The following is a 15,103-nucleotide window of genomic DNA, read 5'->3' as shown; positions in this document are numbered from 1 at the left end:
ACGGCACACCGGCCACAGCGGCCACTGTTCAGCGGGCACTCAGCGATACCGGCATACGCTGCGACGATGAGCTCCGACCACCGCGTCCCGGCCAGGTCATGGCGTGCCCGGCTGGGCGGCATCCGCATCCGGTCGGCGCTTGCCGCCGCGACGGTCGTCGCGGTGGCGGTGGCCGTCGCCGGCGCGGCCATGGTGCTCACCGCCCAGCTGATGCTCACCGGCAACATCGACTCCGCCGCGACCCAGCGCGCCGACCAGGTCGTCGCCGCGATCCGGGCCGGCGACCCGGCACTGCTGGAGCAGACGCTGCGACCGGCCCCCGGCGACCAGACGATCGTGCAGGTCCTCAACCCCGCCGGTGACGTCGTGGCCGCGTCTGCGGTCCTGGCCGGCAAACCGCCGATCACCGCGGCCCGTCCGGTGGTCGGCGCAGTCCGCCACGAGCAGCTGCGGCTCACCCCTGGCAGCGAAGACGCCTTCCGTGCCGTCACCACCGCCGTGGCCACCGACGACGGCGTGCGGACCGTGGTCGCGGCCCAGTCCCTGCGGCCCGTCGACGAGAGCATCGAGGCCGTGACCAGGACGATCCTGGTGGGCGCGCCGCTGCTGGCGCTGGTAGTCGGCATCGCGGTGTTCGTGTTCGTCGGCCGGTCGCTGCGGCCGGTCGAAGCCATCCGCCGCCGGGTCGCCGGCATCACCGCCCGCGATCTGACCGCCCGGGTACCGGTGCCCGCTGCCCGCGACGAGGTCGCCGCCCTGGCCGAAACCATGAACACGATGCTGGAACGGCTGCAGGACTCCGCTGACGCGCAGAACCGGTTCGTGGCCGACGCCAGCCATGAGCTGCGCAGCCCGCTCACGACCCTGCAGGTCGGGCTGGAGGTCCTGGCCGCCTCCGGCACCGCCGGCGCCACTCAGGTCGCCCGCCTGCAGGCCGAGACCGAGCGGCTCAGCCGCCTGGTGGCCGACCTGCTGCTGCTGGCCCGCACCGACGAGCACGGCATGGCCGCGGCCCGCCGCGAAGACGTGGACCTGGACGACATCGCCTACATCCACCGCGACCGGTTACAGCACCAGCATCCCGACCTGCGCGTGAGCGCCGATGTCGTACCCGTGCGTATCCGCGGCGACGCCCACCACCTGGACCGGGCCGTGGCCAACCTGTGCGACAACGCCGCCCGCCACGCCCGCAGCCGGATCGCCATCACCGTACGCGCCGACGCGACCACCGCCCATCTGGTCGTGGCCGACGACGGACCCGGCATCGCGCCCGCCGACCGCGACCGCGCGTTCGACCGCTTCGTCCGGCTGGACAGCAGCCGCACCCGCACGGATGGGGGAGCGGGCCTGGGCCTGGCCATCACCCGCGACATCGTCCACGACCACGACGGCACCGTCACCGCCGAAAGTTCCCACCTGGGGGGCGCCGCGCTGCACATCAGACTCCCGATGCGCACCACCACCGCCACTGCCGTCGTCTCTCCACTGGACGGCTCCACATGCGGATCCTGATCGTCGAAGACGAGGTCAGCCTCGCCGAGACGCTGCGCGAAGGGCTGGTCGGCGAAGGCTTCGCCGTGGACGTCATGCACGACGGCAACGACGGGCTGTGGGCCGCGACCGAACACCCCTACGACGTGATCATGCTCGACATCATGCTGCCGGGGCTCAGCGGCTACGAGATCTGCCGCCGCCTGCGCGCCCAGCAGGTGTGGACGCCGGTGCTCATGCTCACCGCCAAGGACGGCGAGTACGACCAGGCCGACGCGCTCGACCTGGGCGCCGACGACTACCTCACCAAACCGTTCTCCTTCGTGGTCCTGCTGGCACGCCTGCGTGCCCTGGCCCGCCGCCGGCTACGCGAACGGCCGACCGTGCTCAGCGCAGGCGACCTGAGCCTGGACCCGGCCCGGCGCACCGTCAGGCGCGCCCAAGACCAGATCGTCCTCACGCCCCGGGAGTTCGCGCTGCTGGAGTTCCTCATGCGCCACCGCGGCGACGTCGTCTCCAAGCGCGCGATCCTCGACAACGTCTGGGACATGAACTTCATCGGCGACGACAACATCGTCGAGGTCTACGTCCGCTACCTCCGCAAGAAGATCGACCAGCCCTACGGGCGCGCCGCGATCGAGACCGTCCGCGGCGCCGGCTACCGCCTGCACCCGACCGGCGGCTGACAGCACCTCCAGCACCACCGGAGCAGACCACTACACCGTGTAGGGTGAACGGATTCGAGGTGAGGCGTGGAACCGGCCGTGGCCGCCACGAGCAGGGGAGAACCGATGCTGGCCAACGTCGCGGGCGCCGGGGCGGCGGCCGTCCTCATCGCCCTGGCCTACCTGACGACGCTGGCGGCGACCCCGGTGCTACGCGGCGCCCGCACGCGCTGGACCCGCACGGTCACCACACCGACCTGGCCGGCCCGGCGGATCCCGACCCCGCTGCTGCTACTGGCCACCGCCGCGACGCTGCTGCTCACCCTCACCCTCACCTTCGCGGAGATCGCCGAAGGCGTCCTGGAACGCGACGACCTCACCGTCGTCGACGACCCGGTCACCCACTGGGCCGTCACCCACCGCACCGGACCGCTCAACATCCTGGCCACCGGCATCACCGACCTCGGCTCCGCCGCCAGCCTGATCATCCTGCTCACCGTCGTGGCCGTCACCGTCGCCGTACGCCGACGCAGCATGCGGCCCGTACTGCTCGCCGTGGCCGTCGGCGCGGGCATCCAGCTGCTCGTGGCCCTGATAAAGATCACCATCTCGCGGCCGAGGCCCGACCCGCTCGACTGGCTCGTCACCGCAGGCGGCTACTCGTTCCCCTCCGGACACTCCGGCAGCTCGATCGCCTGCTTCGGCATGCTCGCCTGGCTTGTCGCCATGGCCACCGACAACCGCCGCATCCAGGCCACCGCCTGGCTCAGCGCCGCGGCACTGGCTTGCGCCGTCGGGCTGTCGCGGATCTACCTGGGCGTCCACTACCTCAGCGATGTGATCGGCGGATGGACTCTGGGCGCGGCATGGCTGACGACCGTGGCACTGGCCGCCATGCTGGTGCGCGCCAGGCGCGAACGCCGCGCGGCGGTGGCACGCCCTGAAGGCCGGATGGGCGCGACCCTCACGTGACCTGCTGCCGGCTGAAGGACTTGCCAGGTGTCGGCGTACAGGGTCAACTTACGCAGGTGCGTACGCCACAACGTGCACAAGGTAGAAGGACTGGCGATGAGAACGAGTCCACTGACCCACCTTCGCCAAGCACGGTTTCGGCGGGCGCCCCGCCCAGCGCCGCTACATAGAAGCCAGGTAACATCCCTGGTCAGGCAGGAATAGGTGCTTCAGGCTCGTCTTCCCCGACTCCATCGGCCGCCTCGGCGGCCAGCTCGTTGCGGGCCGTCAGAACCGCTCGTATCGACGCTTTGAGCTTGTCGGCCTCATCGATGTACTTGCGCAGCCGGGCCGCGTCAGCCTCGACGATTGCCGCGTTGATCTCGCGAAGCACCTCCTCGGCCTGCTCCGAGAACGACACCACACCCGCGGCAAGCGCGTCAGCGTTGACCAAGGCAGGCTGGTCAGCGAGTTTTCTGGCCAGACCGAACGGGATGTGCTGCAGCTGCGACCGGGTTAGGTTGAGCAGCGCGTTGACATCTCGCGAGTGCTTGTACACCACTGCCTGCAGCATCAGGCCCAGCTGCGCGGCGGAAACGGCTGCCTGCTGCAGTTGGTTGATCAGCTCCTCGTTGCTGACAACGGCCTTCCGAGCCCGGTCGATAGGCCGTATTTCTTTGATGAAGAAGAAGTAGCAGGGGATGAGCACCAGCAGGATGCCGATGCCGAGTAGCACGTAGGTGACCGGTCCACGGTCAACGAACCCGGCACCGGTCAGGATCGTGGCACCGAGAAGCAGGAACGCCAGACCGAAGCCGCCTGCCCGGTAGGCGCCGAGCAGGGGCGCAGCGAGTGCATCGGCAAGCGAGCGCCCAGCAGCGGCATCAGCGGGCGCTTGGTCGACTGTCATACGCGGTACTCGTCTCCGGTAAAGGGTCCTTTGTTGTTGCTTACGAAGGTACGCGAGCACTGAAATACAGCCACAGTGAGCGATCATCTAAAGCGACATCCACTCATCGGCAGAAGCGGATGTTCCGCAAGTCGTGCCAGCCCTCGAACTCACTTGTTGATGGCTACCGACAGTCACGATCATGAGCCCGCGTGCTGACGTGAGTGCTTCTCAGCCAACGAATGCGGAGTTAGGCGGACGCTCTGCCAAGGGCGGGCCCTTGTGTACGTCGTCGCGTATGCGGCTGTGCACGTTTGTCTGTACGCCGACACCAGGCGGCGTGTGACGACGCCGGGCCGGCCGGTTACGGGGCGGCGGGTGAGGTGAGCAATCGTTGCGCGACCCGCGTGGCCAGCGTGGCGAACGTGCCGAAGAGACCGGCGATGATCAGCCCCGCTACCAGGTGAAAGAATCCCGCTCCCCAGAAATCCTGCATGACGAAGGCGCGGATGTCGGACATGCCGCTGCGGGCGAAGTCGAGGTAGGTTCCCTCGGCGCGCCATACACGTTCCAAGCTGGCGCTGTGTCTCATCGCGTAGTAGGCGCCGAGCACGAACGGATACCAGACCAGGTACTCGGCGATCGCGGCGTAGGCCGCGGCGGTGAGCCCGGCCCGGATCGAACGCAGCCGCACGGTGGCGACCGCCGCTGCGACCATCGACGAGACGACAAGCGTTCCGACGATGGCCCACCCCAGTGCGACGCTGGCGTCGGTGACCGCCGAACTGACGTACTCGGAGACGATCTCGCCTCCGTAGAGCAGACCGGTGACGGCCCCGGTGACGGCGCCGATACGGATCACCACCGGATCCGCGCGCCGCGGGGACAGCGGCCCGATCCGGGTCAGGAGAACGCAGGCTGCTTGCGCCACGATGGCACCACCCAGCGCCAACAGGCCGCCGCCGCCGAGCGCGGCGGGAAACAGCACCGCGCCCAGGATCGCGAGCACGATACCGAGCACGGCAAGGGCGGGGATCCAACGGATCATCACGGCCGGACAGTAGTCAGCAGCGGGGCAGTCGGCAATCCCCAGCGGGCGAGGCAGGGCAAACGGCAGCCGTGGGCGGGCGGCTGCGGCTATCGGCGGTGGCGGCGGTCGAGAGCGTCCCGCAGTGCCGCCTCGTCCGCCGGATCCAGATCGGTGACGAAGCGGGCAAGAACCACAGCACGGTCGTCGGAGGTGTTGTCGAGCACCGCACGCATCTGCCCGGCCGCGGCTGCGGCCGCGTCCTGAACCGGGCTGTACCTTGCCCTGCCCTCGATCACCTCGCGCCTGATCTGGCCCTTCTCCTGCAGCCGGGTCAGGATCGTGTGCACGGTGTTGTAGGCCAGGCCCGAGTCCAGCTGGGTGGCGACCTCTGCCGGGGTCAGCGGCTGGGCTGCGGCCCACAGCACCGCGAGGACCTCGTGCTCGAGCTGTCCGGCGCCGCGCCTCTTCGGCGGACTGTTCATGTACCCGTCCCTGTCCCGTCGTCGGCCTGCCTGAACCGTACCGCCGACACCGGTGGTGCCCAAAAACCGCACGGCGACGTCCCGGTACGGCGGACCTGTGCGGTATCGCTGCGGTCAGGGTCGAGCCAGGCCGCTCTGGAACGCGATGATGACCAGCTGGGCGCGGTCACGGGCGCCGAGCTTCATGAGCAGCCGACCGATGTGGGTCTTGGTCGTCGACACGCTGATGTGCAGCCGCTGCGCGATCTCCGTGTTCGACAGGCCCGCCCCGACCAGAGCCAGGACCTCGCGTTCCCGCTCGGTGGTGTCGGGCAGCTCGACCGATGCCGGCTGCTGCGGGGCGTGCCGTACGAACTGCTCGATCAGGCGGCGGGTGGCCGTCGGCGCCAGCAGTGCCTCGCCGCCTGCCACCACTCGGATGGCGTCGAGCAGGTCACCTGGCCGGGTGTCCTTGAGCAGGAAACCGCTGGCGCCGGCCCGCAACGCGCCGAACACGTATTCGTCGATGTCGAACGTCGTCAGGACCAGCACCTTGACCTCGGCCGTCACCGGGTCGGCGATGATCCGCCGGGTGGCCTCGATGCCGTCGAGGTCGGGCATGCGAACGTCCATCAGTACCACGTCGGGCCGCAGGCGGCGGGCGGCGTCGACGGCTTCCAGCCCGGTCGCGGCTTCGCCCACCACGGCCAGGTCCGGTGCGGTGTCGACCAACAGCCGGAAGCTGCCCCGGACGAGGGCCTGGTCGTCGACGACGAGGACCCGGATCACCGGCCCGCCCCGGGATCGGAACCTGCGGGTACGGGCAGCACCGCCGTCACGGTGAAACCGCCTTCCGGCCGGGGCCCGGCCACGAACCGGCCACGGTACATGGCGACCCGCTCGCGCATGCCGACCAGGCCGTGGCCGGAGGTCGCGGGCAGTCCGCCCCGCCCGTCGTCGCTGATCACCACGGTGATCTCCTGCGGCTGGTAGAACAGCCGCACGGTGCAGGATGCCGGGCCGGCATGTTTGATGATGTTGGTCAGGGACTCCTGCACGATGCGGTAGACCGCCAGGCTGAGACCAGCCGGCAGGCCAGACGGAGGGCTGCCGTCGGTGTGCACGGTCACGGCAAGCCCGGCCTGCGCACTGCGGTCCACCAGATCGCCGAGGTCGGCAAGGCCCGGCATCGGACCGGTGTCGGCAGGAGTGCGGTCAGGACGCAGTACCGCCAGCAGGCGGCGCATCTCCGCGAGCGCACCGCGGCTGGTCTCCTCGATCGTCTGCAGTGCGCGCCGGGCTTCCTGCGGGTGCTGCCCGGCGACGTGATTGGCGACCCCGGCCTGCACCGCGATCACGGCCAAGGTGTGCGCGACCACGTCGTGAACCTCGCGGGAGATCTCCAGCCGCTCCTCGCTCAGCGCCTGCCGCTGCTGGGCGAGCTGCTCGTGGGCGGCCTGGACTGCCTGCTGCTGGCGGACGGCGGCGTAGCGGCGCTGCCGGTCGGCACCGTAGCCCAGCGTCCACGCCACCACCAGTAGCAGCGCCGCCATCGCCGACGAACCCAGCCACGACCCGGCGGACAACCCGACACCGAGGTACGTCGACCGGACCACGCACATCAGCACGGCTGCGCCCAGGGTTGCCACAGCTGCGCCGGTGGCCAGACGGGCCGGCACCAGGTAGATCAGGTACAGGGCGGCGACCGCGGGGGCCGCGGTCGGCACACCGAACATCACCGCCGCACCGGCGACCGACGCCGCGACCAACACCGCAGGCGGCAGCAGCCGTCTTAACGCAGCGGCGACGATCACCGGCACCGCGACCAGATAGGCGATCCACGCCGGGCCGGTACCCGGGACGTGGACGGCGGGTGGCAGCGGATTGACCGACGCCGCCAGCGCCGTCGTGGCCACGAGGCTGCTCAGCAGCAGAACGACCGTGTCCAGCAAGACCCACTGTCTGACGGTGGTGGGCAGCAGCGGGCGCGGATCCATGGGCACACCGTAGCCGCGCAGGCCACCGACGGCGTCAGACCCAGGTACCACGACGCGGCCATACCCAGGCCTTATGCGGGCTGGTAACTCGGGTCGCCGGCATGACGCCACGGCCGGCACCACCCCGGCAGGGTGGGCATCCGGGCGGTACCGCGCCGTCCGGAGCGCCGCAGACGGCGCACTTCCGCGAGGAGAAGACCATGGACGTTGCAGTGGATGCGCGTGCTCTGAGCAAGCGATATCGGGGACGGTGGGCGCTGCGCGACTGCGACCTGACCATCCCGGCGGGCCGCACGGTGGGCTTGGTCGGCCCCAACGGCGCCGGGAAGTCGACCCTGCTGTCGCTGGCCGCCGGACACATCCGCCCGACCTCCGGGCATGTGCAGGTCCTCGGCCAGACCCCGGCCGGCAGCGCGCGGCAGACCGCCCGAGTCGGTTACGTCGCCCAGGACGCACCCCTCTACACCAACCTGCGGGTCGCCGACCACCTGACCCTCGGCGCCCGCCTCAACCGCCGCTGGGACCAGCGCTTCGCCGCCGACCGCCTGGCCCAGCTCAACCTGCGCCCCACCGACCGGGTCGGCACCCTGTCCGGTGGCCAGCGCGCCCAGCTCGCACTGACGCTCGCGCTGGCCAAACGGCCAGAGCTGCTGCTGCTGGACGAGCCCGTCGCCAGCCTCGACCCGCTGGCCCGACGGGAGTTCCTCGACGCCCTCCGCCAGGCCACCGCCGAACACGCCACGACCATCGTCCTGTCCTCGCACGTGGTCTCCGACCTCGCCGTCAGCTGCGACTACCTCATCGTCCTGAGCGCCGCGCAGGTCGCCGCCGCAGGCACCGTGCCCGACCTGCTCACCGAGGCGTCAGCGACCGACCTGGAAACCCTCGTGCTCGGCCACCTCGCGCTGGGCCGCAGCCAGTTCCCGCAGGAGCAGCGATGATGTACTTCACCTGGCGCCAGTTCCGCGTCCAGGCCGCCGCGACCCTCGGCTTCGTCGCCGCCGTGGCCGTGGCACTGGCGGCGACCGGAGCCCGCGTGCGCGACGCCTTCGCCGCCAGCGGCCTGGCCGCGTGCACCGACACCTGCGAGCGTGCCCAGACGCAGTTCGCGGCCGCGATCAACGGGTTCCAGCCCGCGCTGGCGGTCTTCTACGCCGCGATCGTCGCGCTGTACCTGCTGCCCGCCCTCATCGGCATGTTCTGGGGCGCGCCGCTGGTCGCCCGCGAGCTGGAAGCCAGGACGCTGCGAGTGGTGTGGAGCCAGGGCATCACCCGGATGCGGTGGACTGCCGCCAAACTGCTCATGCTGGGCCTGGCCGCAGCGGGGACGGCCGCACTGCTCAGCCTCGCCGTGTCCTGGTGGTCGCAGCCGCTGGACCTGGCCAGCGCCCTGCCCGGACACGACCAGGGGCTGAGCCTGCCCAACCGATTCGCACCCCTGGTGTTCGGCGCCCGTGGTGTGGCGCCGGTCGGCTACGCCCTGTTCGCGTTCCTGCTCGGGACCACCGTGGGAGTGCTCGCCCGGCGGACCATCGCGGCGATGGCGGTCACCGCCGCGGTCCTGCTGGGTGTCCAACTGCTGATACCGGCCATGATCCGAGCCGACTACGCACCGCCCGCGCACTCGGTGGTGGAGCTGCAGCTTGAGCCGAGCATGCCGCAGAACCTCCACCTCGACCAGGGCATGCTGCTGGTCTCCAGCCCCGTGGACGTCGGTGGCGGGTGGCTGCTCGACGTCGCCACCGTCGATGCCGGCGGCCACGCCGGCGCGGTGCCCGCTCCCGACGTGTGCGTCTCGGCGACGGCGTCGCTGGCCGAATGCGACCAGGCCATCAACCGGCTCGGGCTGCGCCAGCAGGTCGAGTATCAGCCGGCGGGGCGGTTCTGGCGGTTCCAGTACACCGAGCTCGCCGTCTACCTGCTGCTGGCGGCCGCGGTCGGAGCCGTCGGTGTGCTGCGCATCCGGCGGATCGACCTGACCTGAGCTCGGATGCGGCGGCGTACCAGAGCTCAGGTGCGCCGCCGCTCCTGTCCGACTGCGACAGCGGACTGAAGCTTCGTCGGGTGGACGGCCGGCCTTGCTCGCGCCGGGTAGGTTAGGCTAGCCTTCATACTACAGCGTGTAGGGGATCTGTGGATTCCCGCACAGCCGACGCTGCCCACCCCCGGAGCCGAGCATGCGATTCTTCCTGCCTTCATACCTGATCGGGCTGCGCGAGGGCCTCGAAGGCGCCCTCGTCGTGACCATCCTCGTGGCCTTCCTGGTCAAATCCGGACAGCGACGGCGGCTGCCGCAGGTGTGGACCGGCGTCGGCGCCGCGATTGCATTGTCGGTGGGGTTCGCCGCCCTGCTCGAGTACACCAGCGCCAACATGACCTCCCACCACCGGGAACTGTTCGACGCCATCGCCTCCCTGGCCGCCGTCGCGTTCGTGACCTGGATGGTGTTCTGGATGCGCCGCGCCGCCCGGTCGATCGGCGGCGACCTGCGCGGCAGACTCGGCCACGCCGTCGAGATGGGCGCGACCGCGGTAGTGGTGACCGCGTTCCTCGCCATCGCCCGCGAAGGGCTGGAAACCGCGCTGTTCTTCTTCGCCAGCCTGCAGGGCGCCAGCTCCCGCTGGCCCGGCATCGCGATCACGTGCGGCCTGATCACCTCGGCGGCCATCGGCGCCGCCCTGTACGCCAGCGCGATCCGGATCAACCTCACCAGGTTCTTCACGTGGACCGGCGGGCTGCTCATCGTGGTGGCCGCGGGCATCTTCAAATACGCCGTCCATGACCTGCAGGAAGCCGGAGTTGTTCCAGGCCTGAACCGGATCGCCTTCGACATCACCGCGGTGCTCGACCCGACCACGTGGTACGCCGAACTGCTGCGCGGCACCGTCAACATGACGCCCGCGCCCACCGTGCTGGAGACCATCGCCTGGATCGCCTACGGCATCCCGGTCCTGTTCCTTTTCCTGTTCCGGCGGCCCACGCCACCAGCTCCGGCGCCGCAGCCTGCCGCCACCGCCACCACAACCGGAGAATGACCATGCGCCGCATCCTGACCGCCGCCACCCTGGCAACCCTGGCCGTCGCCGCCGCGGGCTGCGACAGCGACAGTCCCACACCCGCTGACACCGGTTCGGCCGTCATCGCCGTGGCCGCCGACGACACCCACTGCGGCCTGACCCGCACCAGCGGCGACGCCGGCACCGTCACGTTCCGCATCGCCAACACCGGCACCAAGGTCACCGAGTTCTACGTCTACGCCGTAGGTGACCGGGTCATGGGCGAAGTCGAGAACATCACCCCGGGCCTGACCCGCGACCTCAGCGTCGAACTGCCGCCGGGCACCTACCAGACCTCCTGCCGCCCCGGCATGAGCGGCACCGGCATCCGCGCGGACTTCACCGTCGCCGGCTCGGCCGCGCCGCTGACCGCCGACGCCAAACTCAAAGACGCCACCGACGCCTACCACCGCTACGTCGTCAGCCAGGCCGACGCGTTCCTGACCCGCACCGGCGAGTTCGTCACCGCCGTCAAGAACCGCGACACGGCCAAGGCCAAGTCGCTGTACCCGGTCGCCCGCACCTACTGGGAGCGCATCGAACCGGTCGCCTCCAGCTTCGGCGACCTCGACCCGAAGATCGACGGCCGCGCCGAAGTGGCCGACGACGGCATGCAGTTCACCGGCTTCCACCGCATCGAGCAGGACCTGTGGGTCAACGGCGACGTCGCCAAGGACGGGCCCATCGCCGACCAGCTGCTGGCCGACGTGACCGACCTCGTCGCCCGCGCCAAGACGGTGCAGTTCAACCCGCTACAGCTGGCCAACGGCGCCAAGAGCCTGCTCGACGAGATCGCCTCCGGCAAGATCACCGGCGAGGAGGAGCGCTACTCCCACACCGACCTGTGGGACTTCCAGGCCAACCTCGAAGGCGCCCAGGCAGCTGTCCAGGCCCTGCGCCCTGCCCTGCTCGACCGCGATCCGGCCACCGTCGCCGAGCTCGACCGCCAGTTCGCCGCCGTACGCGAAACCCTCGGGCGGTATGCGACTGCCGACGGCTGGAAGCTGCACACCGAACTCACGACGGCCCAGCTGCGGGAACTGTCGGATGCGGTGAACGCCCTGGCGGAGCCCGTCAGCAAGATCGCCGCAGTCATCTCCAGGTAGCGCCGTGCGCCCGGTCCGGACACACCGCGCTACCTGGAGATGATCAGCTATTGGTCACCGGGTGATTCGAGCGGGGGTGGCCGTGTGGAGCAGCTGCTTGCGGCGCTCGATCACCTGGGCGTATGCCATGAGGCCGAACAGCACGGCCAGCAGCACGGCCGATGAGCCCAGGGTGCCGAGGTCGAGTCCGCCCTTGGCGGTCGGCTTGGTGAGGAAGTCCCCGGCGGTGGCGCCGAGCGGCCGGGTCAGCACGAAGGCGAACCAGAACAGCAGGACGTTGGGCACGGTCGGCACGTACTTGAGCGCGAGCAGCAGGGCGAGCAGCCCACCGACGAGCAGGGCGCCCGCGGCGTAGCCGAGTCCGGAGCTGTCGGACAGGAAGTCGCCCGCGGAGGTGCCGAGGGTGTTGGAGATCAGGATCGCGGCCCAGAACAAGGATTCGCCGCGGAAGGTGTTGATGTCGTTGATGGCGAACGTGAGCCCGCTGAGCTTCCAGGCGACGAAGACGGCGATGAGCAGCGAGACCAGGATGGCCGCCCCGGCGGGGTAGCCGAGGCCGAGTCCCTGTGGTCCCCAGCCGAGCGACGTCTCGCCGTTGGGGAGGTAGCTGGTGTCGCGGTTCATGAAGTCGGAGACGGTGGTGCCGGCCATGCTGGTGGACAGGATGACGGTCCAGTAGAAGTACGGGTTGTACCGGCGCGAGCGCAACTGGACGATCAGCGTGCCCACGAAGATCACCAGCAGGGCGATGGTCGTCAGGAAGTAGCCCAGCCCCAGCGTCTGGGCGAAGAGGTCGCCGGCCGTCTCGCCGAGGGTGGTCGCGGCGATCTTCATGAGCCAGAACGCGAGGGTGACCTCGGGCAGCTTCTTGATGACCTGGCGTCCGGCGCGGGCCAGGTCGAGTTCGGGCAGCACTTTGGGTTGCGTCATGGCGGGTCCCCGTCAGGTGGATCGAAGATGGCAGTCGGCCGCTCCTACGCGATGTAGGTTTGCCCTGTTTTGGACAACTGCGCAACGGCCCACCTGGTAGCGCCGACCCGGGGACTATTCGCCGGCCAGGTCGGCGCCGGCGGGGTCAGCGGACTCGGACGGGCTGGCCGCGCCAGCGGTAGAGGTGTTCGGGGCGGCCGGTCGACCCGTACCGCAGGCTGAGCTCGACCTTGCCGGAGTGGGCGAGGTCGCCGAGGTAGCGCTGTGCGGTGGCGCGCGAGACGCCGGTGCTGTCGGCGATCTCGACCGCGGTCATCGGGCCGGTGGCGGCGCGCAGCGCCGCCAGGATGCGCTGGGCGGTCACCGGGGAGCGGCCCTTGGGCAGCGCGGCGGCCGGGGCGTCGGCGTCGTGCAGCAGCGCCACCGCCCGGTCGATCTCCTCCTGGGCGAGGTCGCGTTCGCCGGTGAGGTGGTGGCGGTAGCGGGCATACGCGGCCAGCCGCTCGGCCAGCTGCGCGGCGGTGAAGGGTTTGGCCAGGTAGTTGAGGGCCCCGGCGCTGAGGGCGGCCCGTACCGTGGCGGTGTCGCTGGCCGCGGTCAGCATGATCGTGTCGGTGCGCAGCTGGGCCAGCACCGCGGTGCCCAGCCCGTCGGGCAGGTACTGGTCGAGCAGCACCAGGTCGGGCCGCAGCCGTGCGGCGGCCTCGACCGCCTCCTGCGCGCTGTGGGCGACCCCGACGGCGGTGAACCCGGGGATCTGCCCGACGAACGAGGAGTGCAGGGCGGCGACCCGGAAGTCGTCGTCCACCACCAGTACCCGGATCATGCCGTCACCTCCCAGCTCAGCGGGGTCGCCGGGGCCAGCACCCCGGGGATCTCGGCGGTGAACACCGCGCCGGTGCCCGGCTGCGGCGCCCGCAGCCGCACGTCGCCGCCGTGGCGGCGCGCGGTGCGGCGGGCCAGCGCCAGTCCGAGGCCCCGGCCAGGTTCCTGCTTGGTGGTCGCCCCGACCCGGAACGGATCGGCCAGCGCCACCCCGTCGCCGCTGTCGGCGACATAGATGTGCAGGTCGGGACCGTCGGCCAGCAGGCTCACCTCGACCTGGGCGGGCCGGCGGGTGCCCGCCGCGGCCGCGCGGATGGCGTTGTCGACGAGGTTGCCCAGCACCGTCACCACCTCCAGCGGCGCGGTGAGCTGCCCGGGGACCCACGTGTCCTCGCCCAGCCGCAGCACCACCCCGGCCTCGGAGGCCACCGCGGCCTTCGCGGCCAGCAGCCCGTCCAGGTAGGCGTCGCCGACCCGGCCGTCGACGGTGCCGCCCGCCTCGGTCGCGGTCAGCTCCCGCAGGTAGGCGTGGGCGCGCGGCACGTCGCCGAGCTGCAGCAGGCCGTCGAGGGCGTGCAGCCGGTTGGTGTGCTCGTGGGCCTGCGCGCGCAGCGCGTCGGTCAGCGCCCGGGTCGCCTCCAGCTCACGGGCGATCGCGTCGAGGTCGGACTGGTCGCGCAGGGTCAGCACGGTGCCCAGGTCCTGGCCGCCGCGTTCGACCGGGCGCCGCGTCACCACGATCACCCGGTCGCCGACCAGCCGCAGCTCACCGGTGACGGGGGAGCGGTCGTCCAGCAGTGCGACGACCTCGTCGGTGGCCGGTGACCCGACCGGCACCGGTTCGTCCAGCAGCGCGGCGGCCTGCTCGGTGCAGACGCTGACCCGGCCGTTGACGTCGACGGCCAGCACCCCGTCGCGGACGCCCTCCAGGACGGCGACCTGCTCGCGGACCAGGTCGGCCAGGTCGGTGGGCTCCAGGCCGAGGGTGCGGCGTTTGAGGCGTACGGCCAGCAGCGCGGCCCCGCCGCTGCCGACGGCGAGCGCGAACACGGCGAACAGCCCGGCCCAGGGCAGCAGCTCGTCGAGGCGGTCGGTGATCCGGTCGACGTGGATGCCGACGCTGACCTCGCCGACGATGCGGCCGGTGTCGTCGTAGAGGGGGACCTTGCCCCGGGCGGACGGGCCGAGGGTGCCGCGCTGGATCGCGACCTCCTCCTGGCCGCTGAGAGGGCCGGACGGATCGGTGCTGACCCGCTTGCCGACCTGCGCGGGGTCGGTGTGGGAGTAGCGGATGCCGTCGCGGTCGGCGATCACCACGAACAGGGCGTTGGTGGCGGTGCGGACCCGCTCGGCGTACGCCTGGACCTCGCCGCCGGGGTCCGGGCGGCCGTCGGCGACCTTCGCGGCCAGGCCCGGTTCGCGGGCGGTGGTCCGGGCGATGGCCAGCGCGCGTTGCAGGTACTGCTGCTCCAGTTCGCTGCGCAGCAGCAGCGCGGCGATGGTGAACCCGGCCGCGGCGACGATGGCGACCACGACGACCTGCAGCAGCATGGTCTGGGTGGCCAGCCGGAGGGGGCGACGGGGCATCACCACACGCTACCTGCGGTGAGGCCGTGAGCAGAATGCGCAAAAAGCGATCTACGTAACTTGCCCGCGCAATGTTCGCAACCACGCGGAAACCTGGGTGTCCTCCCTACGGTCG

15 protein-coding genes are annotated in these 15,103 nt (G+C 70.9%); 7 read left to right on the top strand and 8 right to left on the bottom strand.

Annotated elements, in window-relative coordinates; all coding sequences use genetic code 11:
- The first annotated feature begins 66 nt into the window (after positions 1–66).
- The 3 genes from Cs7R123_RS03585 (at position 67) to Cs7R123_RS03575 (ending at position 3,128) form a co-directional block, all read left to right on the top strand.
- A complete protein-coding gene (locus Cs7R123_RS03585; RefSeq protein ID WP_212823378.1) occupies positions 67–1,512 on the top strand; it encodes a cell wall metabolism sensor histidine kinase WalK in 1,446 nt (481 codons plus the stop codon).
- Positions 1,500–2,177 carry a response regulator transcription factor gene (locus tag Cs7R123_RS03580; RefSeq protein WP_212823376.1) on the top strand — a complete coding sequence of 226 codons (678 nt, stop codon included), beginning with the start codon at positions 1,500–1,502 and terminating at the stop codon, positions 2,175–2,177. The genes Cs7R123_RS03585 and Cs7R123_RS03580 overlap by 13 nt, the downstream gene beginning before the upstream one ends.
- 105 nt (positions 2,178–2,282) lie before the next feature.
- Positions 2,283–3,128: a phosphatase PAP2 family protein gene (locus Cs7R123_RS03575; protein ID WP_212823374.1), complete on the top strand. Its 846-nt coding sequence runs from the start codon at positions 2,283–2,285 to the stop codon at positions 3,126–3,128.
- Between the two features lie 190 nt (positions 3,129–3,318).
- Here the strand turns inward: Cs7R123_RS03575 and Cs7R123_RS03570 are convergent, their stop codons facing one another.
- From Cs7R123_RS03570 to Cs7R123_RS03550, 5 genes are all read right to left on the bottom strand, one after another.
- The gene (locus Cs7R123_RS03570; RefSeq protein WP_212823373.1) at positions 3,319–4,017 is read right to left on the bottom strand and encodes a hypothetical protein; all 699 of its coding nucleotides are present in this window, start codon (positions 4,015–4,017) and stop codon (positions 3,319–3,321) included.
- Between the two features lie 343 nt (positions 4,018–4,360).
- On the bottom strand, positions 4,361–5,047 hold the full coding sequence (locus Cs7R123_RS03565; protein WP_212823371.1) for a hypothetical protein: 687 nt from the start codon (positions 5,045–5,047) through the stop codon (positions 4,361–4,363).
- 86 nt (positions 5,048–5,133) lie between these two features.
- Entirely contained in the window at positions 5,134–5,508 is a 375-nt protein-coding gene (locus tag Cs7R123_RS03560; RefSeq protein WP_212823370.1) for a BlaI/MecI/CopY family transcriptional regulator, read from the bottom strand.
- 114 nt (positions 5,509–5,622) lie between these two features.
- Positions 5,623–6,276: a response regulator transcription factor gene (locus Cs7R123_RS03555; protein WP_212823369.1), complete on the bottom strand. Its 654-nt coding sequence runs from the start codon at positions 6,274–6,276 to the stop codon at positions 5,623–5,625.
- On the bottom strand, positions 6,273–7,484 hold the full coding sequence (locus Cs7R123_RS03550) for a sensor histidine kinase (protein WP_212823368.1): 1,212 nt from the start codon (positions 7,482–7,484) through the stop codon (positions 6,273–6,275). The genes Cs7R123_RS03555 and Cs7R123_RS03550 overlap by 4 nt, the downstream gene beginning before the upstream one ends.
- A gap of 200 nt (positions 7,485–7,684) precedes the next feature.
- On the opposite strand from Cs7R123_RS03550, the gene Cs7R123_RS03545 reads away from it, so the two are divergent.
- From Cs7R123_RS03545 to efeO, 4 genes are all read left to right on the top strand, one after another.
- The gene (locus tag Cs7R123_RS03545; RefSeq protein ID WP_212823367.1) at positions 7,685–8,425 is read left to right on the top strand and encodes an ABC transporter ATP-binding protein; all 741 of its coding nucleotides are present in this window, start codon (positions 7,685–7,687) and stop codon (positions 8,423–8,425) included.
- Positions 8,422–9,468, top strand: coding sequence for an ABC transporter permease (locus Cs7R123_RS03540; protein WP_212823366.1), 1,047 nt, complete (start codon positions 8,422–8,424; stop codon positions 9,466–9,468). Before Cs7R123_RS03545 ends, Cs7R123_RS03540 begins: the two co-directional genes overlap by 4 nt.
- 193 nt (positions 9,469–9,661) lie before the next feature.
- Positions 9,662–10,519: an iron uptake transporter permease EfeU gene (gene efeU / locus Cs7R123_RS03535; RefSeq protein WP_212823365.1), complete on the top strand. Its 858-nt coding sequence runs from the start codon at positions 9,662–9,664 to the stop codon at positions 10,517–10,519.
- On the top strand, positions 10,516–11,646 hold the full coding sequence (gene efeO / locus Cs7R123_RS03530) for an iron uptake system protein EfeO (protein WP_244871592.1): 1,131 nt from the start codon (positions 10,516–10,518) through the stop codon (positions 11,644–11,646). Before efeU ends, efeO begins: the two co-directional genes overlap by 4 nt.
- A gap of 54 nt (positions 11,647–11,700) precedes the next feature.
- On the opposite strand, the gene Cs7R123_RS03525 is transcribed toward efeO, so the two are convergent.
- The 3 genes from Cs7R123_RS03525 to Cs7R123_RS03515 all read right to left on the bottom strand — a co-directional run bounded on the left by Cs7R123_RS03525 (position 11,701) and on the right by Cs7R123_RS03515 (position 14,988).
- Positions 11,701–12,576, bottom strand: coding sequence for a hypothetical protein (locus Cs7R123_RS03525; RefSeq protein ID WP_212823363.1), 876 nt, complete (start codon positions 12,574–12,576; stop codon positions 11,701–11,703).
- Positions 12,577–12,721: 145 nt separating this feature from the next.
- Positions 12,722–13,402 (bottom strand): response regulator, encoded by a 681-nt coding sequence (locus tag Cs7R123_RS03520; RefSeq protein ID WP_212823361.1) that lies wholly within the window; start codon positions 13,400–13,402, stop codon positions 12,722–12,724.
- Entirely contained in the window at positions 13,399–14,988 is a 1,590-nt protein-coding gene (locus tag Cs7R123_RS03515) for a sensor histidine kinase (RefSeq protein ID WP_212823359.1), read from the bottom strand. Before Cs7R123_RS03515 ends, Cs7R123_RS03520 begins: the two co-directional genes overlap by 4 nt.
- Between the last annotated feature and the right edge of the window lie 115 nt (positions 14,989–15,103).

Origin of the sequence: Catellatospora sp. TT07R-123 (assembly GCF_018327705.1) — a bacterium.
GTDB lineage: Bacteria > Actinomycetota > Actinomycetes > Mycobacteriales > Micromonosporaceae > Catellatospora.
Note: the sequence above shows the minus strand (reverse complement) of the source record. Positions and strands in the feature narration are given on the sequence as shown.

Excerpts from the sequence above, each read along its gene's own strand:
- Cs7R123_RS03515 (WP_212823359.1), bottom strand. The coding sequence starts at position 14,988 with ATGCCCCGTCGCCCCCTCCGGCTGGCCACCCAGACCATGCTGCTGCAG.
- Cs7R123_RS03550 (WP_212823368.1), bottom strand. The coding sequence starts at position 7,484 with ATGGATCCGCGCCCGCTGCTGCCCACCACCGTCAGACAGTGGGTCTTG.
- Cs7R123_RS03560 (WP_212823370.1), bottom strand. The coding sequence starts at position 5,508 with ATGAACAGTCCGCCGAAGAGGCGCGGCGCCGGACAGCTCGAGCACGAG.
- Cs7R123_RS03540 (WP_212823366.1), top strand. The coding sequence starts at position 8,422 with ATGATGTACTTCACCTGGCGCCAGTTCCGCGTCCAGGCCGCCGCGACC.
- Cs7R123_RS03570 (WP_212823373.1), bottom strand. The coding sequence starts at position 4,017 with ATGACAGTCGACCAAGCGCCCGCTGATGCCGCTGCTGGGCGCTCGCTT.
- Cs7R123_RS03575 (WP_212823374.1), top strand. The coding sequence starts at position 2,283 with ATGCTGGCCAACGTCGCGGGCGCCGGGGCGGCGGCCGTCCTCATCGCC.
- Cs7R123_RS03525 (WP_212823363.1), bottom strand. The coding sequence starts at position 12,576 with ATGACGCAACCCAAAGTGCTGCCCGAACTCGACCTGGCCCGCGCCGGA.
- Cs7R123_RS03585 (WP_212823378.1), top strand. The coding sequence starts at position 67 with ATGAGCTCCGACCACCGCGTCCCGGCCAGGTCATGGCGTGCCCGGCTG.
- efeU (WP_212823365.1), top strand. The coding sequence starts at position 9,662 with ATGCGATTCTTCCTGCCTTCATACCTGATCGGGCTGCGCGAGGGCCTC.
- efeO (WP_244871592.1), top strand. The coding sequence starts at position 10,516 with ATGACCATGCGCCGCATCCTGACCGCCGCCACCCTGGCAACCCTGGCC.
- Cs7R123_RS03520 (WP_212823361.1), bottom strand. The coding sequence starts at position 13,402 with ATGATCCGGGTACTGGTGGTGGACGACGACTTCCGGGTCGCCGCCCTG.
- Cs7R123_RS03580 (WP_212823376.1), top strand. The coding sequence starts at position 1,500 with ATGCGGATCCTGATCGTCGAAGACGAGGTCAGCCTCGCCGAGACGCTG.
- Cs7R123_RS03545 (WP_212823367.1), top strand. The coding sequence starts at position 7,685 with ATGGACGTTGCAGTGGATGCGCGTGCTCTGAGCAAGCGATATCGGGGA.